Source organism: Gemmobacter sp. 24YEA27 (assembly GCF_030052995.1).
GTDB lineage: Bacteria > Pseudomonadota > Alphaproteobacteria > Rhodobacterales > Rhodobacteraceae > Pseudogemmobacter.
Window position 1 is genome coordinate 69,624 of the sequence record NZ_JASJPW010000002.1, and the last position, 22,652, is coordinate 92,275.

Genomic DNA, 22,652 nt, shown 5'->3' on the forward strand with positions numbered 1-22,652 from the left:
GATCCTGGCAGCGTTTCGGCGCTGCGCCTGCTATCCGCAACCGCATGGGCGGTGGGCTGCAGCACGAAATCACCCTGCCCACATTGATCGTCTGACCCCGACACATTCCCCTGTTCGCGCCCCCGTTCCGCGGGAATACGGAATTTCATCGTGACGCCTCCGGGAAGACGTAATCCGCCTTGCACGAATTAACCCGGACTTTGCCCCGATTTTGCCCGATTTGCCGTTCCAACTACCCTTGGTTGAGTTGTGGCAGTATGCTGCAACGCCGCGCCTTCAAAGAAGAGACGTATCATGGTCGCACTCGTGGTTATCCTCAGCGGACTTGCTGCTCTGGCAGCATCTGTGCTGGTCTGGTTCCTGGATGGGGGCATTGTCGCGGTGATGATGGCCTATGTGATCTCCGGCAATCTTTGCTTTGCCCTCCTGAGCGGCCTGGCCGGCTCGGTTCAGTCACCAGAAGCCAAGCCCGATTTTACCAGTGCCATTGAAGCAGATCTTCAGGCGCTTCTGGAAGAGCGTCTCAACAAAACGATCCGCAACCAGGCGCCGCCGCGCAAGCCGCGTTTTCCGCTTCTGCGCCGTAGCGGTGTCTCGCTGCCGGGCTCTGCAAAAGTGACCAGGTCGGCCAGAACCCGCACCCTGTTTCACTGACGCGAAGATCCCTCCCAGTGGGCCACGGCCCTGTCCGGCCCGAAGTCTCGGGCTCTCAGGCCCCTTGTGATGGGCCTGTGCTCAGTCGGGTGGTGGCAGGCGGTTCAGGATCGCCTCGACCTGACCAGGACTGCGCGCCGGTTTGACCAGATCGGTGATCACCTTGTCAAAGGTCACCGCATCCTCGCTGACCCGGAAGATCTGCCAGGGTTGCTGATCGCCCAGCTGCCCCTTCATCATCAGAATCTGCGGGAAGCCGCGCCGTGCAGGCAAGAGATAGACATCGGTCATCTGGATCGTCATGCCCGGCGCCGTTTCCCAGACCGGAATCGCAAGCCGGCCTTCCTCGCGGTCGAGGTAAAGCCCGTCCTGATCTCCGGACAGTGAAAAGCTGAGCGAACCGGAGAAGTCCTCTTCTTCCGGTGGAAGTGCCAGATCCACGAGCGACGCATCACCTGGCTTATGGCGCGGCTTCGCCCCAAGACGCGGCAGGGTTTTAGAGGGCGCCGCCGGCGCGGCACTGGCAATCGCTTCCGATGCAGTTTCGTAAGCCGGCCCGGCCGAACCAGGGCCCCCGCCTCCGCCTGCGGGCGGCGCAGCGGCAAGGGGCGGGAAATCCGGCTCAGGCAGCGGCGCTGCGGGGATCGTCACATCCCGCGGTGCGGTGGCCGCGGATCTGGACGCAGCCGATGGTGGCGCGGGCGCGGGCTGAGCCTCCTGCGCCATATCGGTTTCGGCCACGGAATGCGCATCCTCGGTCGCCACAGTTTTGCGGTCTGACCCATCCGGCATCTGCGCCAATGGCAGCGGTGCCTGGGGCAGCAGAAGGAAGGCCGCCATCACACTGGCCGTCGCCGCAGACCCCGCTATCCCGAGCCGCCGGGGCGAAAGCCAGCGCGCGATCAGTGACGGCTCCGGCGCGGCAGGCGAGAGGCCGGCGGTGACAAAGCGCTCGCGCGCGCGGGCGATATCGGCCCGCATCAGCGCCGGATCGGGATCAGGCAAGGCCAGATCCGCCAGACGGTCCAGCGGATCGGTCCGGGCCGTATCACGGGGGTCGCGGCAGCTGGTCACAATACCCCCCTCAGCGCTTTGCGGGCCTGGTGGATATGCCAGGACACCGTCACCTCTTTGCAGCCCATAATGCGGGCGGCTTCTGCCTGGGCCAGGCCTTCTCCATGCACCAGCAGGATCGCATCGCGTTGTTTTTCGGGCAAGGCCCGCACTGCACGCCAGATATCGGCGACATGCAGCGCATCCTCCTGATCGCCCTTGCTGAAATCATCGGTCAGAAGCGACGCCGCCGCCACCAGACGGCCCCGCCTTGCACTGGCACGCTGCTGGTCGCGCACCGCATTGAGCGTCACGCGATAAAGCCAGCCCTGGAAGGAGGCGCGGCCGTCAAAGCTGCGGATCGTCGTGGCAAGCCGCATGCAGATGGTCTGCGTCACATCCTCGGCATCGGCGCGATTGCCGGTCCAGCGGCAGGCGACGCGGAAGATAAAAGTGTAATGGCGCGACAAAAGCAGCTCGAAAGCACCGGCATCACCGGCCCGCGCCCTTTCGACCAGGGGATCGGTTCCTGTTATCGTGTCAGATCCCGGCGCTCGTGCATCCATACTGGCAGCAAGTGTCCCGGCCCGGCTCTCGCCGACCCCTGTTTCGCCAGCCTGGACCTGAACGGCCCTGTCGCTTGCGGCCTCGCTTTGGGGCAAAGACCTCTCGCCGTGACGCATCATTCTACGCTTCGCAACCGTATACGCCGCGAGAACAGCACTATTTTTCGGCCAAACGCAACCGGGAGCCGGCGGGGTTCCCCGCGGCTCTGTCCTTGCCGTAAAGGAAAGCGCCATGGTCATTGGCGGCTCCGCGACATAGTTGCAGCCCCGGCATGTGAGAGTCCTGCCGTCAGAGCAAAGACGCCTGTTACCCGCAGGATCCTGGGGCGGGCGGGTCACAAATCCGTCAGAATGGCCCGCCCCGTCTGGTTGATTGCCAGCCGGCCCGCCCGGCCCTAAACTTCGGCGATGCCCACGCTCCAACAGCTCAGATACCTCGTCGCCGTCGCGGACCAGCTGAATTTCAGCCGCGCCGCCGAGCTGTGCAATGTGGCGCAACCAACGCTGTCGATGCAGCTGCGGTCGCTGGAGGAGCGCCTTGGCGCGCAGCTGGTCGAGCGCAGTCGTGCCCGGGTCAGCCTGACGCCCGTCGGCCGCGATGTGGCGCGGCGCGCACGCGAGGTGATCGACAGTATCGAGGATATCCGCGAGGTCGCGCGCAGAGGCGATCCCGATGCGCCCCAGGCCTCGCTCAGGATCGGGGTGGTGCAGACGGTGGGGGCCTATGTGCTTTCGGTCGCGATGCCAGGCCTGCGCGCCGCCTGGCCCGAAATGCGGGTGAATGTGCGCGAGGAGCGAACGGAAACCCTGATCCGTCAGCTGCTTGAGGGCACGTTCGATGTCATCTTGCTGGGCGAGGACCTGCGGCGCGAGGATGTGGAACAGGCGCCCCTGATCACCGAACCGCTGCTTGCGGTGATCCCGGCCGATCACCGCCTCGCCGGACAAAGTGAGATCGCCCCCGCCGATCTGGCGGGCGAGACCGTGCTGGGTTTTGACGGCGGGCCGGCGCTCAGACGCGCGGCGACGCGGCTGTGCAGCTGGGCCGGGGCGCGGCTTGCCCGCGATTACGAGGGCACCACCCTGGATACTTTGCGCCAGATGGTCGCGGCGGGGATGGGGATCTCGCTTCTGCCCGCGCTTTATATCCGGTCCGAGGTTTTGCGCGAACAGCTTGTGGTCGCCCGCCCGCTGTCCGGGGCGGTGCTGACGCGCAATCTCACCATGGTCTGGCGCCGTGACGCGCCGCGCAGACAAAGCTACACCGCCATCGCCGCGAATTTTCGTGAAAGCCTCAATCCCTGGCACAGTGGCTGAACCGGGGCGGATCAGTCGTATTGGATCCGGGTCGTCCAGCCCGAGACCGAGACCCCCCGCGCCGATGCAAAGCTTTGAGCAAGCTGGCTCAGATCGCTGCCGCCATCGACCACGGTACAGGAAATCACCCCGCTTTGCGTTGCGCGCAAAAGCCGCAGCCGCGCCCCCGCCCGGCGGAATTCACCGGCAAGATGTTCCAGCCCGTCCCAGCAATCCTCGACCGCAAGGTCGATCTCGAAAATCAATGAGATGCCGGGGAAACTGGCGCGCAGGCTGTTGATCGAGTCGACAGGGATCGCGAAATCGCACGCAGTGGCGGTTTTGGCCATGGGCCCCTCCTTCAGGTTACCGAAGGGCCAGAGGCGCCTCCGCTTTAGCTGCATTTTTTTCGCGCCCGCAATCTGAGCTTCAAATCGGCGCGTCGTCTGTGGGGTCGCTAGCATCCCAAAGGCGCTCTGGTCAAGTCAGGTGGCCAAGGGACGGGAGAATGAAATTCTCTCACTCTGCCGGATTGTGAAAACAGAAGGTGGTTTCTGGCCGAACTGTGATCTTGTGCCAGCCTGTCGAAGCCGCTATCAAATAACGACAATAATGGTCGAGTATGATGCCCTTCCCTGCCCCGCCCTTGCATAAAAGAACGCCATCGTGGCCCGGCGGGCTGCGGTCGGGGCAATATTGGCGAAATGGGAACAAACCGGTGCTTCCCTCCCCCATAACCCCGCCTGCGGGAGAAAAACATTCTCTTCACTTGCCGGTTTCCCGCCCTGGCGTTCCTTGCTTAGTGGCGCGGCCCGGTGCAATCAGGGGTGCTGAAACCGGAGTCGGCAATGGCCATTGAAATCGCCCAGCTGCGCAAGAGCTTTGGCCGCAATGAGGTGCTGAAAGGCATCGACATCGCGGTCGAGGATAAAGAGCTGATCGCCCTGCTCGGCCCGTCGGGCTCGGGCAAGACCACGCTGCTGCGCATCATCGCCGGTCTCGACTGGCCCGATTCCGGCCGGCTTGAGGTCGATGGCGCCGACTGGCTGTCGATCGCCGCCCGCGATCGCCGCATCGGTTTCGTCTTTCAGCATTACGCCTTGTTCCCGCATATGTCGGTGCGCGACAATATCGCCTTCGGGATGACGGTCCGGCCCAGGGCCGAACGCCCCGGCAAAGCGGTGATCGCGCGTAAGGTCACCGAACTCCTGCAATTCCTGCAGATCCCGCATCTGGCGGACCGGCTTCCCGGCCAGCTCTCGGGCGGGCAACGCCAGCGTGTCGCGCTTGGCCGGGCGCTGGCGATTGACCCCCGCGTCCTGCTTCTTGACGAGCCGTTCGGTGCGCTGGATGCCGCCGTGCGCCGCGATCTGCGGTCCTGGCTGCGGTCTGTGCATGATGCATCAGAGACCACGACAATTTTCGTCACCCATGACCAGGACGAGGCGTTCGAGCTCGCCGACCGGGTGGTGATCATGGGCGAAGGCCGGATCGAACAGATAGGCACCGCCGACCAGATCCACGACCACCCCGCCTCGCCTTTCGTGGCACGGTTCATGGGGGCAACCATCGAATTGCCGGTGCGGATTGCTGCAGGCCGCGCGACGGCGCCCGGGATCGATACCGCCCGGCTTGAACGCCGCGCTTTGCCCGACGGTTCTGCCACGCTGTTCGTGCGCCCCGCCGATCTGACGCCGGTGCCCGACCCTGCCGGGCTGTGGCGTGTGAAGCAGGTCACTTCAACCGGCGCTCTGCTGCGCCCGGTGCTGACGGGGCCCGAAGGCCAGGACATTGCGGTCGAAATCCTGCGCCGCGCGGCCCCGAACCTCTCGGCAGGGCAAAGCGTCACGCTGCGGGTCGAGACCGGCACCATTTTTACCGAAACGCCTCCCGGCCAGCGCGGCCAGGCGGGGCAGCCCTCTGAAATTAATACTATTCCCCTCAAGGAGAAACAGAAATGAACCTGATCTCTTCGCTGCGCACCGCTGCGGCGGTTGTGGTTCTGGCAGCCGCTCCGGCGCTGGCTCAGGACAAGATCCTCAATGTCAGCTATGATATCGGCCGCGAATTGTTCGAGGCGCTGAACCCGGTCTTTGCCAAAACCTGGAAGGAAACCACCGGCCGCGATGTCACCGTCGATCAGAGCCATGGCGGCTCTTCGGCCCAGGCCCGCGCGATCCTTGAAGGTCTGAACGCCGATGTGGTGACCTTCAACCAGGAGACCGATATCGACGTGCTGGTCGATGGCGGTCTGGTCGATGCCGACTGGCGCAATGCCTTCCCGAATGGCGCCTCGCCCTATTATTCGCTGCCCGCTTTCGTGGTGCGTGAAGGCAACCCGAAAGGCATCAAGGACTGGAGCGATCTGGTCCGTGACGATGTGCAGCCGGTCTTCGCCAATCCGCGCACCTCGGGCAATGCGCGCTATACCTATCTCGCGGCCTATGCTTTCGCGCTGGAAGCCAATGGCGGCGATGAGGCCAAGGCCAATGACTTCGTGAAGAAACTTCTGTCCAACGTTCCGGTCTTCGACACCGGCGCGCGGGCATCGAGCCAGACCTTTGCCGAACGCAATATCGGCGATGTGCTGATCACCTTCGAGGCCGAAACCGCCGGTATCGTCGCCCAGTATCCGGGCCTGGAGCGTGTGACCCCCGGAACCAGCCTCTTCGCGGCCTTCCCGGTCGCCCTGGTCAAGGAAAACGCTGAAAAGAACGGCACTGTCGAGGTTGCGACCGCCTATCTGAACTGGCTCTACACCCCCGAAGCGCAGCGCGTACTGGCCGAGCAGAACTTCCGCGTCACCGATAAGGACGTGGCGGCCGAAGTTGCGGCACAATTCCCCGAGGTCAAACTGCTGACCGTCGACGTGCTGGGTGGCTGGGCCGAGATCAAGGCCAAGCATTTCGACGAGGGCGGGATCCTCGATCAGGTCTTCGAGAACTGATCTCGTAAATGACCGTCGCTTCTGTCCGCATCAGGCCAAAGCGTGTTCTGCCGGGGTTCGCACTGAGCCTCGGCACCACGCTTCTTTATGTCAGCGTGATCATCCTGATCCCGATCATCGCCCTTGTGATTTCGGGCGCCGGGATCGGCTGGGACAGGTTCGTGCGCATTCTCACCTCGGCCCGCACGCTCGACGCGTTGCGGGTCACGGTGATGGCGGCGGCGATTGCGACGGTGATTAACGCATTCTACGGGCTGTTGATGGCCTGGGTGCTGACGCGTTACGAATTTCGTGGCCGTGCCTTCCTTGACGCGATGATGGATATTCCCTTCGCATTGCCCACCGCCGTGGCGGGCCTCGCGCTGACCTCGCTTTTTGCCTCGACCGGCTGGTTTGGTGGCCCGCTGGAGGCCATGGGCATTCAGGTCGTCTATGCGCTGCCCGGGATCATCATCGCGATGACCTTCACCTCTGTGCCCTTCGTGGTGCGCGCGGTGCAGCCGGTGCTGGAAGACCTCGACCCCGCGCTGGAAGAAGCCGCAAAGACCCTGGGCGCCACACCCTGGCAGACCTTTTCAAAGGTGATCCTGCCTGCGATCCTCCCGGCCTGGCTTGGGGGCTGTACGGTGTCGATGGCGCGATCCATGGGGGAATTTGGCGCCGTGGTCTTTATCGCGGGCAACCTGCCCGGCAAGACCGAGATCGCCTCGCTCCTCGCCTTCATCCGCTTGCAGGAATATGATTATCGCGGCGCCTCGGTGATTGCGCTGATCCTGCTGGTCTTCGCATTGTTGCTGCTGCTGATCTCGAACCTGTTCCAGATCCGCGCCGCGCGCTACCGCGAGGGTGGCAAATGAGTGTGACCCCGATGAGCGCCCATGACCAGATCGAAGCAGGCCGCCGTGCCGCCAATGCGGGCGAACGCCGGACGGCGCGGGCGCTGATCGCGCTGGCGCTGGTCAGCACCGCCTTCCTGATCGCAGCCCCCCTTGTCTATATCTTCTGGCGTGCTTTCGCGGCCGGGGTCGGCGGCTATTGGGCCGCGATCACCACGCCCGACACGCTGCATGCGATCTGGCTGACGGTGATCGTCACCGTCATCGTGGTGCCGATCAACGTTGCTTTCGGCATCGCGGTCGCCTGGGCTATTGCGCGTTTCCGCTTTCCGGGGCGCGGGCTTTTGATGACCATTGTCGAGATTCCCTTCTCGATCTCGCCGATCATTGCGGGCATCTGCTATCTGCTGCTTTATGGCCGCCAGGGTTTCCTCGGCCCCTTTCTGCGCGAACATGACATCACCGTGCTTTTCGCCCTGCCAGGGATCGTGCTGGTCACCCTTTTCGTCACCGCCCCCTTTGTCGCGCGCGAGGTACTGCCTTTGATGCTGGCGAAAGGCTCGGAACAGGAAGAAGCCGCCGTGACGCTTGGTGCCAAAGGCTGGCAGGTCTTCCGCTATGTCACATTGCCGGGGATCCGCTGGGCGCTGCTTTATGGCGCGGTGTTGTGTGCGGCGCGCGCAGTGGGCGAGTTCGGCGGGGTCTCGGTCGTTTCGGGCCGGGTGGCGGGGCAGACCAATACGCTGCCACTGCAGATCGAGCTTCTGTACAATGAGATGAACACCTCCGTGGCAGCCTTTGCGGCCGCCTCGACCCTGACGATGATCGCGATCATCGCCCTGATCGCCAAGACCTTCCTCGATTCCCACAACCGGCGCGACTGACCGGTCTGCCGGTCAGCCCCGGTCTCAGCGGGCGGCAGCGTTTTCCTTTGCCGCGATATAGCGCGCCATCTGGCCGGCCTGCACGCGGATGTCGGGGATCGCGGTGATCTCCCAGAACATGGCGCGCGAAACCGGACCAAGTGCGAAAAGCCGGTCAGAGGCCGCGCCATCCCGCCCGATCAGCCGCGCCTCAGGGGATACCTCGAATCCGATGCGCAAAGGATCGACGCGCGCCGCCCCATCCGCCAGAAGCCCTGCCATCAATGGCGAGGCGTTCTTTTCCGGGTCATTGCGGATGCCGCGGCAATCAATGATCCGCCCCACCTCAAGCCGCGCCGGGTCGGCCGCACCGCGCGGCTGGATCACGGCTGTCACCACCTCGTCCTGCGAGTCGCCCGCCGCCGCTTCGGCACGGATAAAGGCGGCCCGCTCAATCTTCAGCCGCCCCGCTTGCGTCGCAGCCTCAAGCCGCGCGGCGGAAGCCGGCGGGATGCGGTGGCGATGCACCTCCCACCAGGTGGCGGCATGGCGCAGGAAACGCCGGCGCTGGTCCAGATCCATATTCTGCCAGATCAGGCTGACATAAGGCCGGATCCCGTCGACCGCAGACCGCCAGGTGCCACCTTCGGCGTCGGCATCGGCCACCAGACCGCGCAGCCATGCCAGCAGCCGGCTGACCGGAGCCCCCAGAGGCACTGTTTCGGCCGCGATCTTCAGCGCCGCCCCCGGCCCGTGGGACCGCGGCAAAAGCCCGCGCCGCGAGATCGCGATGATCTGGCCCTGATGCCCGGCCCGTTCCAGCGAAAGCACCTGGTCCACCATCGAAAGCCCGGTGCCGATGATCAGAACCGGCGCGCCGTCACCCGGCGGCGTATTGACCGACCAGGCGCCCGAGATCAGTCCGGACGGGTCTTCCTTCGGGACCACATGCCCGGTCGCAAGCACCGCATAGGCGCCTTTCAGCTGCCGCCCGTCGTCAAGCTCGGCCTTCACGCCGCCCTCGCGCTCGCTGATCCCGAGACAATCGGCCTTGATACAGACCAGCCGCCCCGACGCCGTCCAGGGCGTCAGCAGGCAGGACAGATAGCTGCCATAGGTGGCGCGTCCGACAAAGCTCTCGCTGTCGTGACGGCCCGGTGCATTACTCTCGAGCCAGTGCAGAAAATGATCCGACTCATCGGGAAAGGCGCTCATATTATGGACGCGGGTGTTGAGCAGATGGTCTGGATCACTGGTCGAATAGGCGATTCCACAGCCCAGAAGATGGCGACCCTCGACCACCGTGACCCTGAGATCGGTGTTCTGGCGCAACAGATTCGCGGCAAAAAGCACACCGCTCGCGCCGCCGCCGATCACCAGCACATCACGCCAGCCTTCCTCGCGCGCGAAGGGTTCGGCTCGGGTCGCAGCGGTATAGCTCATATCGGGTCCGTCTTGTGTTGGCGTCATGATCAACTGGCCAGCCCTGGGTGAGGTAGCAACGGCAACCATCCAGCACCATTTCGGTTCCAGATTACCAGCCAAAACCGGAATATTGTTCCAAGATGTCACTTGCAAACAGAAAGTTCATCATTTCCCCAGACGGAACAGAGTGGAAATTCTCTGCCGCTGATCCTGCCTGTTCAGAAAGCGGCTGACGCAGGTGCTGAGCGGTGAAGCGCCCGAAATCCGGGTGCAATCTTCCAAAAACCCGTCAACCAGGAAAAAACTGTTTCCAGCAAAGACTGTCATATAAATTGCAATTCTTCCAATGTGGAATTAGTCATCATCTATTGTCTGAAATAAAATTCACAGAGTCACCCGGCGAGAATCATTCATGTCCTCGAGCGAATCCCCTTTCGGGGTTGCAGATTTCCCAAACCGCAGGGGCTAAAGCGCCTGTGCGACTTCGCACTCGCTTTGATCACTTTGCCCATCACACTGCCAATGATGCTGATGATCGCCGTTGCGATCCGACTGGGGTCCGGCGGCCCTGCCCTGATGCGACTGAGCTGTCTCGGCATGAACGGGCGCGTCTTCCGGCAATACCGCTTTCGCGTGATCCGGGGGGACCTTTCGGCGGCGGATCTGTTGCACGCCAATGCAGCGGATGCGGGGCATCTGACGCCGCTTGGCGCGGTTATGCTGTCAACCGGGCTCAATCTTCTGCCACAGGTGCTGAATGTGCTGCGCGGTGACATGTCCTTTATCGGTCCGCGTGCGGTTGCGGTCGCGGCCACGGACCGGCGGAGAAACCCGATAACCGGCTGTTTGCGGTGCGCCGGGGATTGTCACTCCGGATGCATTTCACCCCGCCGGTCAAATCTGAGCGAAAGCGAACGGATGGCCCTTTCGCTGGCCTATGTTCGCTGTGCCGGCGCCTGCACCGACGGCAAGCTGGTGCTGCAATCGGCAGCAAGGATCTTTCGGCGCAGGAAACTGAACACCTTCGCTGCGTTTCAGTCAGGCAGTCCTTTCAGAAGGACTGGCCGGCCGCGCATACGGCCAGCCTGGCTGGTTCAACGATTGACCCGCCGATACTCACGCGCCGAAGCAATCTGTGCGTCACGCTCGGCATAGATCCTGACCAGTCGTGACATGCTGGAAGCATCTGTTACCGCCAGGGACGCGCGGCGGATCTCGTCTTCGCCAAGCGACAGAAGATCGTCATAGACCGCATCCATTTGCCGGTCGGGGCGATTGCCGGCCTCGCCCGTCAGAAACTGACGGAAGATCAGCAGCGCAGACAGACTGCCCCGGACGATCCAGACCAGCAGAGCCGCACCAAAACCCAGCCCTGTCACAAGGCCAATCAGCCCATTTATCAACCAATAACGCCACCGGCCACTATTGCGATTACAGCCATCGCCTGACCTCCTGTTTCCGTCCGTGCCCTTCGCGCTGTCGGCGGGGGTCGATTGCATTCACCTGCACAAGGTGCAGAAAGGGTTACGGTCACCACCGGGACAGGGATTCCAGCGGTGACCGTCGCCGATCACCCTGGAACGTGACCCAGGCCGATCACCGCTGAAGGCAGCAGAGCGCGTTTGACCGGGAGCACTGTCACCTCTCTGTTTTCAGCCCGTGTTGGGCAGTCACTGGCCTAGAACTCCAGTGCCGCCGCATCACTCAGCACCACATTTTCATGCAGAGCCGCGAAATTGCGAACCCGGTCGATCCGCTCATCCGTACAATCGAGCAGGGCGGCCAGAGCCGAAACCTTGCCCATCGGCTTGACCGTGCCGACATAGTCATAAGGCGCATTGTCCGAGCGCTGAGCACCCCGTTCATCACCGGATCGATCACCGTGATGATGTCCGAGAACCCGCATTCCGGCAGGTCTCGAGCGTGGCGACCATCAGCTCGCACGTGGCGCGCGCGAAACCGTGGTTCGGCCCCGTCCCGGACAGCCGGGCCGTATCAACGCAGAATCGGGTCGATTCCCAGATCCTGGATGACCGCAGCGGGGCCTCGCCATCGAGGATCTCGCTAACACATCTGACAGCATATGCGGGCCGGTCGTCTGAGCAGACGGACGCAGGAGATGACCTCGCCTTCGGTATCCAGCCCAACGAGATAGAGCGGGTCGAGATGATCAAAGCGATCGATTTCGCGCCCTTGTTCGATGCTCACGTCCCAACCAGACGCGTCACTGAAAACCCGGGCACGCAGCCCGTACATATCGTCAAGAAATCTTCAAACAGATGTTTGTTTACGGCGTCGATTACGATGATCATGGCAACCCCATTGTCACATTCCTCAGACGTTAACCACTGGTTGTGCCGCCCGATACTCGGGAATCCCGTACTTATGAAGATTTTCTGCTTTTTCCCGCCGGAAAAAAACGGCATGCTCCGCCACGGGCTCCTGCCCTGGCGGTCAAATGGGGTCGCGCCCCGTGCTGTATCAGATCGGATAGATCAGATGTTGCGCAATTGCCCTGGCAATGGCCTGGGCTGTGCGGTCAGCGAAAAAAAGCTTCTCGCGCGCGAGGCGCAGACTGCACTTCAACGGTACGATGCGAAATATTCAGATGTCTGCGATGTCCTGCTGGGTCTTGCCCCAGCGTCCATTGCAAAATCTCTACCTCACGTGAAGACAGCGGCGTGCGGCGCAGGACATTGGAAAACGCATCGGAATTCATCACCGCGTCATGCATATGAACGGCGATCGATTGCAGATCTCCGATATGCTCGGCGATCATCGAATGCCATTATGATCGTCGGTGTCGCGCGTCACGCTGAGCATCCCGGTATCACCGAAAGGCCCGCGCACCGGGATCGTTACCCCACGGTCCGAAATCCCGAATTCCCGGGCGGCACAGAAAACAACGCGAAAAATTCTCGCTTTGTTCGATCCGCGACCAGTCGATCGGTTGCGATGCTGCGCTGCGCGATTCGCAGGGTCGGGTCAATCAGGTGATAGGCCTGTTGGGTATAATGGCGCTTCCACTCTTCAGGATAGGTGACATAGCCATGCATTGTGCCGGCAACCGGTTTGACCCCAGATAGGCCACATGATCGAATCCAAAGCGATCCCGCACCTGTTCGAGGAAGCAGTCGAATTTACCGGCCTGGCCGGCAACCTCGCTCAGGTCGATGAGCTCCGTCATGATCCCTTTTCCCGGTTCAGAGTAAGACAGTCGTACAAGTTGAAGGGTTGCGCCCTCAAACCTGTTAACGCAAGCCTAAAAGAGGCTCTCACGTGTAATGTTTCCAAATTGTGGCAGAGCCGTCCGGTTGACCGGTCATAGTCTCTGAAAACATGGCTGACGACTCGGGTCCCGATCAAAGTGAGCAAAAGAGCACCCGAATCTGATCAGCCTGGCAATGCGGCGATATAGTCGCGCGCCTGCCTGCCGGTCAAGGCCGCGCCTTGCCCCGGGCGGTACAGCACCGATCCGAGGTCAGAACCATGCACCCCAGCTGCAAAATAGCGTCCATGGTCGCGGGCGGGATGCCTCCCACTGTCAGCATCGGCACCGAGGCCGCGCTCACCGCCCGGAGCGCCTTGATGGCGACCGCCGGGATGATCCCGGCGGGAAAAAGCCTGAGGGAATGCGCCCCGGCATGGATGGCGGCAAAGGCTTCGGTCGGGTTGCGACGCCGGGTTCACAGACCGGACTGGCCGCGCGGGTTGCAGCCTACACGCCAGGAGCGAGATTTCTGGCGGCGATCAGCCTGCCGTCGGGCTTTGCCACAGCCTCGAGATCGGTGGCGGCCAGCACGGTGCGGGCCCCCGATGATCACGCGGGTTCCGAAAGCTGCACTCCGCGCGGCGATGCTCTCCAGCGCCGCGGGCGAGTTCAGCGGCACCTCGATCAGGGTAAAGCCAGCCCCGACCAGTTCACCAACATGGGCCAGCGCCTCTTCCGGGCGGATGCCCCGCAGGATAGCCACCAGCGGACAGGCCCTCAGCACCGTTGCAAACACGAAGATCAGATCAGCCCTCCGCGTTTCGCAATTTAAAAAAGCCCGCGCCGGTTCATACATTCGGGTGCAACCCTCGTTGTCACCCCGAACGCCACGAAGGCGCGGGCATAGCGCCCCGCCAGAACGCCGCGTCCGATCAGGGTTACCCTTGTTCTCTCAGCTATGGCTTCCAGCCCGGCCCCGATCTCATCGCCGATCAGCAGCCCCGAGAGGTGATCGGCGATTTCTTCCGGCGTGAGCCGCCCCATCAGCACGAGGCTGCGGGCCGAGAAGGCCCGTGCCATCGGCGCGCCCTGGATTTCGCGGCCCCGTCCCTGCGCAGGAAAGCCGCCTCTGAGCCCTCACCCGGCACAACCAGCCGCCCGAGGATCAAATTCTGGCGCAGGGCAGGAACTGCCTCACCGGTGATGCAGATGCTCGGGCCAGGATCTGCCCTCCTTCGACCCGTACCCATTTGCTTTAATTTCCCGCAGCTGTGATCCGCCGCATCATGACGCCGGCGGCCCCACGTTTCGCCGCTGTCATCAAGGCGGAACTATCCGTGATGCGCGTGGCTTACACCGGCGTCGCCGCATCACTTAGGGCCTCAGGATCAAAGCTCGGCGCATCGCCCGCGACAGCCCACATGTCAGTCTTCGAGATCCAGTGTGAATACCACATGTTGCGGAATTTGCCTTCGTAATACAATATGCGGTGGTGAATGCCGTCGTTGCTATCATGAGGAGATTGCGCCTTCATTGGCATCAACCCGGATCTCGTGCCCCTCAAGCGTGAACCGCGCCCTCCGGCCTGGGCGCCGACATACAGCCTCTCGCCAGGATAGGGTGCCAGGGTCTGGAACCCCAGCACCCGAGGGGTGCGACGCCCTCCATCAGCAGATCCTACAACGTCGCCCCTGGTAAGAGCATCGCCGAGAGCTTTGCCCCGCTCAGCCGCAGCGCTTTGACCGGACGGCCATCGGAAGGAGGTCGAAAATCTCCGAACTCTTTTCCGGATCACTGCCGGCTCTGCCAGGCCATTGACCCTGGGGCGGACCAGCCGGGCAGGCCCTGATGCCCTCTCCGCGGTGGAAACCAGCCGGTGAGCCAAGATCGGCATCGCCAAAGGACGGGCATGAGGCGAGTTGGGCGCCAACCGCAATATGATGGCTGCGGCGTCCCTCTGGCCTGTAGTGCATCACGGCGCCCGCGCCCCATTTCGCGATCCAGATGCCGCCCTCACTGCCGGTGACCGCACCAACGGGGTTCAGCCCCCAACGTTCAGGTCGAGGAAAACGCGGGCTCTTCCATTTGCCAGCTGCCGCATTCAGCGGCTGCGCCCATGCCAGCGCAAGCGCAGTGTCGGCGAAACAGGCCAGCCGCCCGTCAGGCGCGAAAACAGCTCGCATTGGGATCGAGATACGGGCGAACAGAAGTGTGCCTGGCCGCGGTAGTAACGGCAGATCGACCCCGCCCGTCATTCAATCTCGTGTCGTGCGGTCAGTCTCGACTGCGACCAGCATTTCTGTGGTGCCGGTGTCCAGGTCGAGCCCAAAAAGCCCGCGCCCCCTGGCGTTCACGAGCCTCGAGCTGTTGATCTGTCCCGCCGCCGAGACCATGCGGTGGAACTGCCAGTCGCACCCCGGAGTCAGCTGGCGACGATTCAGAATATCGAACCAGAAGAATTGTTTACGTTTGGGTGCCAGAAAGCGCCTCGCCCAGCTCGCAAGATGGGTGTCAAAGGGGCTTATGCCTGGCCTCCCGCCAGCCGCGCCTCGGAGAGTTTCACGAGGCCGTTTTGCAACAGGATGAAGACAAGCAGCAAAAAGCCTATCATGATCCGCGTCCACCAGAAGGAAGGCGAGCCGTCAAACAGGAAACTGGTCTGGATCAGCCCGATCGTCAGAACAAAGAGCATCATGCCGAACATATCGCCCCCGCCACCGGTCAAAAGCTTGCCGCCTGTCACCACGGCGGCGATGTCAGTGAGTTCCATCCCCACCGTCGCGAGCGAATAGCCCGAACTGGCATAGACCGAGGTGCCGAAACGGGTCTTTTGGACCACCAAAATGCCGATGACGAAGGTCGCCTGCATCAGAATTCCGATCAGCGTCAGCCGCCCCTTGCCGGGATCAGCCCATAGGCGCCGACGAGGCTCTGGCAGAAATCATGCGGGATCGGCACCGGTTCAATCGACAAGAGATAGGCGGCAATACGCGCGAGGAACATGACCGGAAGCGCAATCACCGATCCGACCGAAAGGTCGATGCCGCCGGACAGGATCACCAGGGGCATCCCCACCGCGACAATGCCGGGATAAGCACTATCGGTCAGCAGGTTAACGATTTCACGGGTCGAGAACATATTCGGAACTGCAGCAAGCAGATCACCAATCCGATCAGGATAATCGCGCTGGTGACATAAAGCGGCAGCGCGCGGCATTTCATTGTCCGGCTCCTTCTGGCGCCCGGTCACGGCACAGTCCGCAGGCCAGAAGGCTCATTCGCGCGCGATCCTGGGCGACCGCAGCACCAGGATCACCGGAACCAGCATCGCCTTGCTCACGAGGTTATATTCCGAAGGAAAGCCCGCAAGCCGGAGGCCCGAGGAAATCGTCCGGATGATCAGCGCCCCAGGCACTGTGGCCGCAATCGAGAACTGGCCTCCGAGCAACGAATTGCCCGCGATCACCATGGCGAGGATGGTGTCAAGCTCCGGCCTGAGCCCCGCATTACCGGCATCCGCGCCGCAAATACCCGCGATGACGATCAGCCCGTCCAGCGTTGCGCTAAGACCCATCGCCCTATTTGGCGCGATCGGCAGCACAGCCGCGTTAACCCGCCACGCGCCAGGCCTGGTGGTTAATCCCGACCGCCTTGATTATGAGGCCAAGTGCGGTGCACCGCATCAGCACCGTGACCAGCACGGCGGTGGCAAGCCACATCCAGACCGGTAGCGGCAGGCTATGGAAAGTGACGGGTCCGAGAAAGGCAAAAGCCGGATCGGTGAAGGTCAGGATGCGGCCTTCGGTGATCAGCTGCGCAATGCCGCGCCCCGTGGTCAACAGGATCAGCCTCGCGACAAAGGGCTACACCCATGCCACCGCCACCAATGCGCCATTCCAAAGCCCCGCCGCCACCCCCGCAAGCAGCGAAAGCGGATGCCAGGAGCCCTCCTAGACCCCGAAGGCCGCAACCGCACTGCAGATCGCCAAGACGGTGCAGACCGACAGATCAATGCCGCGCGTGTCGATCACCAGCGTCCTGCCCACCGCCAGCAGCGCCACCGGGGCCGAGCGCTTCAGAAGGTCGATCACCGGCCCGACCGGCCGGCCGTCATCAAAGCTGACCAACAGTAAGCCCGCGTAGAACACTGAGATCAGCCCCAACAGGGATGCCAGTGCGGCAGCACCGCCTTTTGCGGGTTCCTGCCCGACAACTCGCCGATGCGTTTTTCGCGCCCCGAGCTGCGTATATCGAGCCGCTTGAAGTAGTCAGCGGCGGTGCGGTTTATTCTGTGTGCGTGATCGGACTTGCCCAGCCGTGACGCGCCTGGAGGCCCGCCATGATGTTCTCGCGGGTCGAAAGATCTGCGATTGTGCCATCAGTCTTGCGATCTTCCGGTGCGAAACCAAACCCCGCCGCATTCGCGCGGCGGCACAGTCAGGTTGAGCTTGCCCGCCTGGTTCCCTGGCTTCGGCCTTGCCCACGGTCCTTGCAAAAGGCTCCACCGCACTACGGCGGCCATTGCCTTGAAACCTGAACATCGCCGGGCGGGGCGCACGATCGGCGGGGCGCGAATGCAGCACCTTATCTTCCGGCGTGCGGCCCGGCATATGCGCGATCAGCTTGACCCGGTTCAGGCGCGCAGTCTCTTCGTTCGTGCTATATGGGCCATTCCTGAAAACCGTGACCCGGTCGATCAGGTCGAAGACCTGCTCCGGAAAATGCGAGACGAACAAGATGACCAGACCACCCGCGCGCAGCGACTGCACCACGTCAAGAACCATCCGCACCTCGGTCGCATCAAGGCTGGCGGTCGGCTCTTCGAGGATCAGCACCTTGCCCGACAGGGATGCCGCCCTCGTGATCGCGATGATCTGGCAGATCGCCACCAAATAACTGGCCAGATCGTGGTCGACATCCAGTTCAAGGCCATATTGCGCCAGGATCGCCTTCGCCTCGCCCTGCATCGCGCCGCGCCCGGGTCGCGCTGAGAGTCGAAAGTCAGACATTTGATCAGCGTCGATTTCCCCGCGCCATTCTCGCCCGGAAGCGCATGGACCTCACCGGCGTGCAGGTCGAAAACCATCCCATCCAGCGCGTCATAGGCGGGCCGGCCATGTTCGGGGTCAGCGCCAGGTCGCCAGATCGTCTTTACAGGCGTAGAGCGCGCAGTATTCCTGCCGCCGTTTTCAGCCTGGATGACGCTTTCCACAACTTCCTTGCCGAGAGAGCGGGTGAAATCGCCGGTCTTGCTTGTCACGATGCTCAGGCTCTCGTCGCCCGCAATGCCTTGCTCAGAGCCCTTCTTCCTGTCTATGGCCAGGAAAAAGCCGGTGATGCCTTGCAGCTCGGTAATACGTCTTTCCTTGTCGCCAACAGTGTATGCGAGCCATTTGCCGACCAGTTCGCCCTCTTGAATAAGGTTCGAGCCGACAGCCGTCAGGTAAAGCGACGGGGCGCTCTCAACCATACGTGCAGCGGCACAACTGCGATCTCGGCCTCTCTGGCGGCTTGCAGCACGGCATCCCAACCGGTGGCGACGACCGGCGCGATCAGGATCGCGTCAACACCCTGGGCGATGAAAGACCGCAAAGCCGCGATCTGATTTTCCTGCTTTTACTCCGTATCCGAAAATTGCAGCTGGTAGCAGACCGCTTCCTGTTACGATCTGGTCAGAGAGGTCTTTGCCGCGCCCAGCCCGATTCCAACCCTATTTGCGAGAAGCCGATCACTTTTTACTGGGCCATGGCAGCGCCGGCGCCAAGCGCGACGATCGTAACGCCCGCAAGGAACGTTCTGATGGTCATGGTATCCTCCCACAAGGTGTCGGCTGGTCGTAGTCCGGCCCTGGTCGTCACCGGCGCGCAAGACACCGGATACTTATTCCGGCCCCTGCGGGCTCAGAAATCAAAAGCCGCCACCCTGTTGCGCTGTCCCAGCGTGAAAGCATCGGCCACCAGCACCATCGGGCGCAGGTCGATATCGGAAAGACCGGCCTCAACAAGGCGGGCCATTTTGGCATAAAGTGCGGGATATTCACCCATAATCGTATTCTCGCCGCCGGCCTGTTTCCCGTTTATTTCCAGAAGGTTGCCGCCAGTTCGCAGCGCGATGTCGCCTTTGTCAGTGGCAAATTCCATATCCCAGATCTGCGGCCCTTCCTGGCGGAAATCGAAATCTGCGGTGATCCCCTGCGCGAAACGCAACCGAGCGGCAATCGGCGCGGATCGGTTGCAAGGAAAATCCAGCTCCGCCCCGCTCAGATGCACCGGCATCGGCAGGATCTCGGTCAGGATCGAAAGCGCATTGATGCCCGGATCAAAGACGCCCATACCACCGGCCTCGAAAATCCAGTCCTGGCCGCGATGCCATTTGCGGACATCTTCGCGCCAGGTGATATGGCCGCTTTTCACGGTCTTGTCCTTAAGCCAGGCCTTCACTGCCGCTACCCCTGCGGCCTCGCGCGAATGCCAGCTGGTATAGAGACTGACGCCCTGCCCGGTGGCCAGCCGTTCCAGCGCATGGATCTCGGCAAGGCTGGCCGCCGGCGGCTTTTCCAGCATCACATGGCGGCCCGCACTCAGCGCGGCCTCAGCCACCGCAAAGCGCGGCACCGGCGGCAGCGCCAGCGACACGACCCCGATATCGGGCCGCGCCGCCAGCATGTCTTCGATCCGCGTGAAGGCCTCGACCCCCGGAACCGTCCCGGACCGCGATACCGTCGCCGCGATTTCCCAGTCAGGGCTCGCGTTCAGCGCCGGCACATGCTGGTCGAGCGCGATCTTGCCAATGCCAACCAGGGCTATTTTCATCGCCGTTCCCATCTCAATGACTGTCCTAACCCACGTCGCGGCCCCGGCAGCCCATGAGGAAGTCAAGCTCCGCGCCGGTATCCGCGCCGCCGATAAGGTCGTTATACAGCCAGGCGTAGTCAGAAGACGGCGGCGCGGCCGTGGGCGCCCATTCCGCCAGGCGTACCGCCAGTTCCTCGTCAGAAATCTCCAGCATGAGCGTGGTTCGGCATATCAAGTGAGATCATATCGCCATTCCTTATCACCGCAAGCGGTCCGTCCGCCGCCGCCTCGGGTAAGTTATGTAAGACCACGGTGCCACAGGCCGTCTCCGACATCCGCGCGTCAGAGATCCGCGCCACATCGGTGATTGCCTCGCGCAGAACCTTGGGAGGCAGGCCCATATTGCCGACCCCGGCCATGCCGGGACTGGCCCCGGGCCCGCAATTCTTCAGCCCCATGACACAGGTTTCGTCAACGTTGAGCGCCTCGTCATTGATCTTCGCCTTGGCCACCGCGATGCCGCCCTGGGCGATCAGGCGCATGTGGGCCGCAAGGATCAGGTCCTCGTTCCAGTTGCGGAGGCCTTTGACTTTATCCGAGACCGTCGCGCCCCAGACGGTCAGCGCAACCTTATGCGGTTTGCCGGCCTCGCCGAGCCGCTTCAGGATAATTGGCAGACCGCCAGCATAGAAGAATTCTTCTATGACGTCTTTGCCCGACAGGCATCAGGTTCACGATGGTCACGGCGTCGCGCCGACAGCGGTCCCGGTCGTCCGGCTTCAGGTCGTTGCCAACCCGCCCCGCGATCGCCAGCAAATGAACCGCGGCGCTGGTGGATCCGCCAATTGCGTCATTGGTGCGGGTCGCATTCTCGAATGCCACTTTCGTCATGATATCAGAGGGTCTCAGGTCGTCCTTGGCCTTCTGGACGATGCGGTGCCCCGGCATCTGCGCCATCACACGACGACGCGACCCCATCGCCGGGATCGCGGCAATGCCCGCAAGCACCATGCCCAAAGCCTCGACCATCGAGACCATGGTCGAGGCGGCGCCCATCGTATTGCAGGCGCCGGTCGAGCGGCTCATCGAAGCCTCGGCTTCAAAGAAGTCCTCCCTGTTCCTCTCGCGCGCTTTGACGGCTCCCGAGAAACTCAACAGCTGGGCACAAAACCCCAGACGCTCGCCGCGGAGACAGCTGTTCAGCATCGGACCAACGGTGACCAAAACCGACTGAATAGCGGTCGAGGGCGCACCCATCAGCAGGCCCGGCTTGGTCTTGTCGTAACCGCCCAGCGGCACCGCGCCGTCAATCGGCTGGCCGCGCATCTGCGCCTCAACCGCCACCGTCGCGATATTGCAATACATCATGGCGGTCGGGCGGAAGGAGATTTCGCTTGCCGAAAACATCGGCACCTCGAGCGGGAAGCCGCCAGATTCCCGGATCCCCGCCTTCACCTCGTTGGCCAGATCACGCATATGCCCGCCGAGATGCGCGCGGATCCCTGTCTGCTCAGGCATAAGGCCATCCGCTTTCCAGCGCGCCGTTGGTGACGCTGGCGAAGCGGCATATCTGCGAATGGATCATGCAGCAACGTGCTGCGCTGATCCAGGTCTCGCTCTGCCACCTGCCTGATCCCAGACGCCGCCCGCTGTCACCGCTCGCGCTGCATCTGCGCAAAAGGCTGCTGGCCGGCGGCGTCGCCGGAGGGTCTCAGCTCTTGCCGGGCGGCAGGTAATCAAGGCCCGGATCAATCTGCGCCGGGCGACCGCGCAGCGACAGCGATGGCAGGCGCGGCGCGGTGCGGCTGATCACGCGGCCCTCGCGCAGCACGTAAAGCCGTGTCGGTTTCAGCCGGATCGCCTCGGTTACATCCGCCGCCTGAAGGATCACGAGATTGGCCTTGCATCCGGGCGCCAGCCCGTAGCCGTCAAGCCCCATGGTCTTTGCCGAATTGACTGTCACTGCGTCAAAGATCTGATGTTTCTCGGCAATCCCGCCCATCTGACCGACATGCACCGCCATATGCGCGACCTCGAGCATGTCGCCCGAGCCCATCGAATACCAGGGATCCATGCAGCAATCCTGGCCCAGCGAGACATTGACGCCCGCCGCCATCAGCTCGCGCACCCGCGTCATGCCGCGCCGTTTCGGATAGCTGTCATGCCGCCCCTGCAGCATGATATTGATCAGCGGGTTCGGCGTCGCAGTCATCTGCGCCTCGGCGATCAGCGGGATCAGTTTCGACACATAATAATTGTCCATCGAATGCATCGAGGTCAGATGCGAGCCATTGACCCGGCCCTGCAACCCGAAGCGGATGGTCAGCGCGGCCATGGTTTCGACATGGCGCGAAAGCGGATCATCGGTTTCGTCGCAATGTATATCGACCGGCAGCCCACGATCTGCGGCGATGCGGAACAGGGCCTCCAGCGAGAGCCGCCCCTCCTCCATCGTGCGTTCGAAATGCGGGATGCCACCGACGATGCCCACGCCCATATCCAGCGCGCGCTCCAGCGCTTTCACCCCTTCGGGAATGCGGTAATAGCCATCCTGCGGGAAGGCCACGAGCTGAAGGTCGATATAGTCCTTTACCCGCTCCTGCACCTCAAGCATCGCCTCGGCGGTCACCAGGCGGGGGTCAGAGGTGTCGACATGGGTGCGGATGTGCAAAAGCCCCTGGGAAACCGCCAGATCACAATAGCGCAGCGCACGTTCGACCAGCGCCTCACGGGTCAGCCTAGGCCGCAGTTCGCCCCAGAGCGCGATCCCTTCAAGCAGCGTGCCGGAAGCATTCATGCGTGGCAGCCCCAGCGAGAGCGTCGCATCCATATGGAAATGCGGATCACAAAACGCGGGCGAGACCAGGCGGCCAGCGGCGTCGATCACTTCACCGGCTTCGGCGGGCAGCTGCTTTTCCACCGCCGCGATCTCACCCTTGCGGATGCCGATATCATAGCCGTCGCGGCCGTCGGGCAGATTGGCGCCCCGGATGATGGTGTCGAACATG

At 62.7% G+C, this 22,652-nt stretch carries 30 protein-coding genes, 1 pseudogene and 1 riboswitch; of the genes and pseudogenes, 7 read left to right on the top strand and 24 right to left on the bottom strand.

The window, feature by feature from the left end; all coding sequences use genetic code 11:
- The first annotated feature begins 294 nt into the window (after positions 1 to 294).
- A complete protein-coding gene (locus QNO18_RS17860) occupies positions 295 to 654 on the top strand; it encodes a hypothetical protein (protein ID WP_092902544.1) in 360 nt (119 codons plus the stop codon).
- A gap of 81 nt (positions 655 to 735) precedes the next feature.
- On the opposite strand, the gene QNO18_RS17865 is transcribed toward QNO18_RS17860, so the two are convergent.
- Both QNO18_RS17865 and QNO18_RS17870 read right to left on the bottom strand, forming a co-directional pair.
- Positions 736 to 1,728, bottom strand: coding sequence for a hypothetical protein (locus QNO18_RS17865; protein WP_283178910.1), 993 nt, complete (start codon positions 1,726 to 1,728; stop codon positions 736 to 738).
- Positions 1,725 to 2,393: an RNA polymerase sigma factor gene (locus QNO18_RS17870; RefSeq protein ID WP_283178911.1), complete on the bottom strand. Its 669-nt coding sequence runs from the start codon at positions 2,391 to 2,393 to the stop codon at positions 1,725 to 1,727. Before QNO18_RS17870 ends, QNO18_RS17865 begins: the two co-directional genes overlap by 4 nt.
- Positions 2,394 to 2,681: 288 nt before the next feature.
- On the opposite strand from QNO18_RS17870, the gene QNO18_RS17875 reads away from it, so the two are divergent.
- On the top strand, positions 2,682 to 3,590 hold the full coding sequence (locus tag QNO18_RS17875; protein WP_283178912.1) for a LysR substrate-binding domain-containing protein: 909 nt from the start codon (positions 2,682 to 2,684) through the stop codon (positions 3,588 to 3,590).
- A gap of 11 nt (positions 3,591 to 3,601) precedes the next feature.
- Here QNO18_RS17875 and QNO18_RS17880 read toward each other — a convergent pair whose 3' ends face one another.
- A complete protein-coding gene (locus QNO18_RS17880; protein ID WP_198835164.1) occupies positions 3,602 to 3,919 on the bottom strand; it encodes a hypothetical protein in 318 nt (105 codons plus the stop codon).
- Positions 3,920 to 3,942: 23 nt separating this feature from the next.
- A riboswitch (SAM riboswitch) is annotated at positions 3,943 to 4,020 on the bottom strand.
- Between the two features lie 397 nt (positions 4,021 to 4,417).
- Here QNO18_RS17880 and QNO18_RS17885 point away from each other — a divergent pair.
- From QNO18_RS17885 to cysW, 4 genes are read left to right on the top strand one after another with little or no spacing between them, the layout of a single operon-like run.
- The gene (locus QNO18_RS17885; RefSeq protein ID WP_283178913.1) at positions 4,418 to 5,530 is read left to right on the top strand and encodes a sulfate/molybdate ABC transporter ATP-binding protein; all 1,113 of its coding nucleotides are present in this window, start codon (positions 4,418 to 4,420) and stop codon (positions 5,528 to 5,530) included.
- Positions 5,527 to 6,516, top strand: a complete 990-nt coding sequence (locus QNO18_RS17890) for a sulfate ABC transporter substrate-binding protein (RefSeq protein WP_283178914.1) — start codon at positions 5,527 to 5,529, stop codon at positions 6,514 to 6,516. Before QNO18_RS17885 ends, QNO18_RS17890 begins: the two co-directional genes overlap by 4 nt.
- An 8-nt stretch (positions 6,517 to 6,524) precedes the next feature.
- Positions 6,525 to 7,373, top strand: a complete 849-nt coding sequence (gene cysT / locus QNO18_RS17895; protein ID WP_092902556.1) for a sulfate ABC transporter permease subunit CysT — start codon at positions 6,525 to 6,527, stop codon at positions 7,371 to 7,373.
- An 11-nt stretch (positions 7,374 to 7,384) separates the two neighbouring features.
- Entirely contained in the window at positions 7,385 to 8,236 is an 852-nt protein-coding gene (cysW, locus tag QNO18_RS17900; RefSeq protein WP_283179270.1) for a sulfate ABC transporter permease subunit CysW, read from the top strand.
- A gap of 24 nt (positions 8,237 to 8,260) precedes the next feature.
- Here the strand turns inward: cysW and QNO18_RS17905 are convergent, their stop codons facing one another.
- From QNO18_RS17905 to QNO18_RS17995, 20 genes and pseudogenes are all read right to left on the bottom strand, one after another.
- A complete protein-coding gene (locus QNO18_RS17905; protein ID WP_283178915.1) occupies positions 8,261 to 9,658 on the bottom strand; it encodes an FAD/NAD(P)-binding protein in 1,398 nt (465 codons plus the stop codon).
- Between the two features lie 1,076 nt (positions 9,659 to 10,734).
- Positions 10,735 to 11,019 (bottom strand): hypothetical protein, encoded by a 285-nt coding sequence (locus tag QNO18_RS17910; protein ID WP_283178916.1) that lies wholly within the window; start codon positions 11,017 to 11,019, stop codon positions 10,735 to 10,737.
- A gap of 299 nt (positions 11,020 to 11,318) precedes the next feature.
- Positions 11,319 to 11,546 carry a hypothetical protein gene (locus tag QNO18_RS17915; protein ID WP_283178917.1) on the bottom strand — a complete coding sequence of 76 codons (228 nt, stop codon included), beginning with the start codon at positions 11,544 to 11,546 and terminating at the stop codon, positions 11,319 to 11,321.
- Complete coding sequence (locus QNO18_RS17920; protein WP_283179271.1) at positions 11,518 to 11,787, bottom strand: acyl-homoserine-lactone synthase; 270 nt, start codon at positions 11,785 to 11,787, stop codon at positions 11,518 to 11,520. The genes QNO18_RS17915 and QNO18_RS17920 overlap by 29 nt, the downstream gene beginning before the upstream one ends.
- On the bottom strand, positions 11,705 to 11,896 hold the full coding sequence (locus QNO18_RS17925; protein WP_283178918.1) for an acyl-homoserine-lactone synthase: 192 nt from the start codon (positions 11,894 to 11,896) through the stop codon (positions 11,705 to 11,707). Before QNO18_RS17925 ends, QNO18_RS17920 begins: the two co-directional genes overlap by 83 nt.
- A 283-nt stretch (positions 11,897 to 12,179) precedes the next feature.
- Positions 12,180 to 12,419: a hypothetical protein gene (locus tag QNO18_RS17930; RefSeq protein WP_283178919.1), complete on the bottom strand. Its 240-nt coding sequence runs from the start codon at positions 12,417 to 12,419 to the stop codon at positions 12,180 to 12,182.
- Entirely contained in the window at positions 12,416 to 12,556 is a 141-nt protein-coding gene (locus QNO18_RS25710; RefSeq protein WP_349293905.1) for an autoinducer binding domain-containing protein, read from the bottom strand. The genes QNO18_RS17930 and QNO18_RS25710 overlap by 4 nt, the downstream gene beginning before the upstream one ends.
- Positions 12,499 to 12,696 carry an autoinducer binding domain-containing protein gene (locus QNO18_RS25715; protein ID WP_349293890.1) on the bottom strand — a complete coding sequence of 66 codons (198 nt, stop codon included), beginning with the start codon at positions 12,694 to 12,696 and terminating at the stop codon, positions 12,499 to 12,501. Before QNO18_RS25715 ends, QNO18_RS25710 begins: the two co-directional genes overlap by 58 nt.
- Positions 12,630 to 12,827 (bottom strand): hypothetical protein, encoded by a 198-nt coding sequence (locus tag QNO18_RS17940; protein ID WP_283178920.1) that lies wholly within the window; start codon positions 12,825 to 12,827, stop codon positions 12,630 to 12,632. Before QNO18_RS17940 ends, QNO18_RS25715 begins: the two co-directional genes overlap by 67 nt.
- 499 nt (positions 12,828 to 13,326) lie before the next feature.
- Complete coding sequence (locus QNO18_RS17945) at positions 13,327 to 13,614, bottom strand: hypothetical protein (protein WP_283178921.1); 288 nt, start codon at positions 13,612 to 13,614, stop codon at positions 13,327 to 13,329.
- Between the two features lie 65 nt (positions 13,615 to 13,679).
- Entirely contained in the window at positions 13,680 to 13,946 is a 267-nt protein-coding gene (locus tag QNO18_RS17950; RefSeq protein WP_349293906.1) for a 2-dehydro-3-deoxygalactonokinase, read from the bottom strand.
- Positions 13,947 to 15,372: 1,426 nt separating this feature from the next.
- On the bottom strand, positions 15,373 to 15,720 hold the full coding sequence (locus QNO18_RS17955; RefSeq protein ID WP_283178923.1) for a hypothetical protein: 348 nt from the start codon (positions 15,718 to 15,720) through the stop codon (positions 15,373 to 15,375).
- 17 nt (positions 15,721 to 15,737) lie between these two features.
- Entirely contained in the window at positions 15,738 to 16,067 is a 330-nt protein-coding gene (locus QNO18_RS17960; RefSeq protein WP_283178924.1) for a hypothetical protein, read from the bottom strand.
- A 57-nt stretch (positions 16,068 to 16,124) separates the two neighbouring features.
- Positions 16,125 to 16,424, bottom strand: coding sequence for a hypothetical protein (locus QNO18_RS17965; RefSeq protein WP_283178925.1), 300 nt, complete (start codon positions 16,422 to 16,424; stop codon positions 16,125 to 16,127).
- A 34-nt stretch (positions 16,425 to 16,458) separates the two neighbouring features.
- Positions 16,459 to 16,689 (bottom strand): hypothetical protein, encoded by a 231-nt coding sequence (locus QNO18_RS17970; RefSeq protein WP_283178926.1) that lies wholly within the window; start codon positions 16,687 to 16,689, stop codon positions 16,459 to 16,461.
- A gap of 111 nt (positions 16,690 to 16,800) precedes the next feature.
- Positions 16,801 to 17,013, bottom strand: coding sequence for a hypothetical protein (locus tag QNO18_RS17975; RefSeq protein WP_283178927.1), 213 nt, complete (start codon positions 17,011 to 17,013; stop codon positions 16,801 to 16,803).
- A 105-nt stretch (positions 17,014 to 17,118) separates the two neighbouring features.
- Entirely contained in the window at positions 17,119 to 17,817 is a 699-nt protein-coding gene (locus tag QNO18_RS17980) for a hypothetical protein (RefSeq protein WP_283178928.1), read from the bottom strand.
- Between the two features lie 472 nt (positions 17,818 to 18,289).
- Entirely contained in the window at positions 18,290 to 18,442 is a 153-nt protein-coding gene (locus tag QNO18_RS25720) for a hypothetical protein (protein WP_349293891.1), read from the bottom strand.
- Positions 18,443 to 18,750: 308 nt separating this feature from the next.
- On the bottom strand, positions 18,751 to 19,662 hold the full coding sequence (locus tag QNO18_RS17990) for a Gfo/Idh/MocA family oxidoreductase (RefSeq protein WP_283178930.1): 912 nt from the start codon (positions 19,660 to 19,662) through the stop codon (positions 18,751 to 18,753).
- Between the two features lie 25 nt (positions 19,663 to 19,687).
- Positions 19,688 to 21,126 (bottom strand): annotated as a pseudogene (locus QNO18_RS17995) (dihydroxy-acid dehydratase); the annotation flags it as partial.
- 101 nt (positions 21,127 to 21,227) lie between these two features.
- Between QNO18_RS17995 and QNO18_RS18000 the strand changes: the two are divergent.
- Positions 21,228 to 21,380 (top strand): hypothetical protein, encoded by a 153-nt coding sequence (locus tag QNO18_RS18000; RefSeq protein ID WP_283178931.1) that lies wholly within the window; start codon positions 21,228 to 21,230, stop codon positions 21,378 to 21,380.
- Here the strand turns inward: QNO18_RS18000 and QNO18_RS18005 are convergent.
- Positions 21,356 to 22,651 (bottom strand): amidohydrolase family protein, encoded by a 1,296-nt coding sequence (locus tag QNO18_RS18005; protein WP_283178932.1) that lies wholly within the window; start codon positions 22,649 to 22,651, stop codon positions 21,356 to 21,358. The two genes, QNO18_RS18000 and QNO18_RS18005, sit on opposite strands and share 25 nt — an antisense overlap.
- Position 22,652: the final 1 nt, after the last annotated feature.

What these genes read in the sequence shown, in the direction of transcription:
- QNO18_RS17860 (WP_092902544.1), top strand. Translation starts at nt 295, where the DNA reads ATGGTCGCACTCGTGGTTATCCTCAGCGGACTTGCTGCTCTGGCAGCA.
- QNO18_RS17870 (WP_283178911.1), bottom strand. Translation starts at nt 2,393, where the DNA reads ATGATGCGTCACGGCGAGAGGTCTTTGCCCCAAAGCGAGGCCGCAAGC.
- QNO18_RS17875 (WP_283178912.1), top strand. Translation starts at nt 2,682, where the DNA reads ATGCCCACGCTCCAACAGCTCAGATACCTCGTCGCCGTCGCGGACCAG.
- QNO18_RS17880 (WP_198835164.1), bottom strand. Translation starts at nt 3,919, where the DNA reads ATGGCCAAAACCGCCACTGCGTGCGATTTCGCGATCCCTGTCGACTCG.
- QNO18_RS17885 (WP_283178913.1), top strand. Translation starts at nt 4,418, where the DNA reads ATGGCCATTGAAATCGCCCAGCTGCGCAAGAGCTTTGGCCGCAATGAG.
- QNO18_RS17890 (WP_283178914.1), top strand. Translation starts at nt 5,527, where the DNA reads ATGAACCTGATCTCTTCGCTGCGCACCGCTGCGGCGGTTGTGGTTCTG.
- cysT (WP_092902556.1), top strand. Translation starts at nt 6,525, where the DNA reads ATGACCGTCGCTTCTGTCCGCATCAGGCCAAAGCGTGTTCTGCCGGGG.
- cysW (WP_283179270.1), top strand. Translation starts at nt 7,385, where the DNA reads ATGAGCGCCCATGACCAGATCGAAGCAGGCCGCCGTGCCGCCAATGCG.
- QNO18_RS17905 (WP_283178915.1), bottom strand. Translation starts at nt 9,658, where the DNA reads ATGAGCTATACCGCTGCGACCCGAGCCGAACCCTTCGCGCGCGAGGAA.
- QNO18_RS17915 (WP_283178917.1), bottom strand. Translation starts at nt 11,546, where the DNA reads ATGCGGGTTCTCGGACATCATCACGGTGATCGATCCGGTGATGAACGG.
- QNO18_RS17925 (WP_283178918.1), bottom strand. Translation starts at nt 11,896, where the DNA reads ATGTACGGGCTGCGTGCCCGGGTTTTCAGTGACGCGTCTGGTTGGGAC.
- QNO18_RS17930 (WP_283178919.1), bottom strand. Translation starts at nt 12,419, where the DNA reads ATGATCGCCGAGCATATCGGAGATCTGCAATCGATCGCCGTTCATATG.
- QNO18_RS25715 (WP_349293890.1), bottom strand. Translation starts at nt 12,696, where the DNA reads ATGCATGGCTATGTCACCTATCCTGAAGAGTGGAAGCGCCATTATACC.
- QNO18_RS17940 (WP_283178920.1), bottom strand. Translation starts at nt 12,827, where the DNA reads ATGACGGAGCTCATCGACCTGAGCGAGGTTGCCGGCCAGGCCGGTAAA.
- QNO18_RS17955 (WP_283178923.1), bottom strand. Translation starts at nt 15,720, where the DNA reads ATGCAGGCGACCTTCGTCATCGGCATTTTGGTGGTCCAAAAGACCCGT.
- QNO18_RS17960 (WP_283178924.1), bottom strand. Translation starts at nt 16,067, where the DNA reads ATGCCGCGCGCTGCCGCTTTATGTCACCAGCGCGATTATCCTGATCGG.
- QNO18_RS17965 (WP_283178925.1), bottom strand. Translation starts at nt 16,424, where the DNA reads ATGGGTCTTAGCGCAACGCTGGACGGGCTGATCGTCATCGCGGGTATT.
- QNO18_RS17980 (WP_283178928.1), bottom strand. Translation starts at nt 17,817, where the DNA reads ATGCAGGGCGAGGCGAAGGCGATCCTGGCGCAATATGGCCTTGAACTG.
- QNO18_RS17990 (WP_283178930.1), bottom strand. Translation starts at nt 19,662, where the DNA reads ATGAAAATAGCCCTGGTTGGCATTGGCAAGATCGCGCTCGACCAGCAT.
- QNO18_RS18000 (WP_283178931.1), top strand. Translation starts at nt 21,228, where the DNA reads ATGCAGCAACGTGCTGCGCTGATCCAGGTCTCGCTCTGCCACCTGCCT.
- QNO18_RS18005 (WP_283178932.1), bottom strand. Translation starts at nt 22,651, where the DNA reads ATGTTCGACACCATCATCCGGGGCGCCAATCTGCCCGACGGCCGCGAC.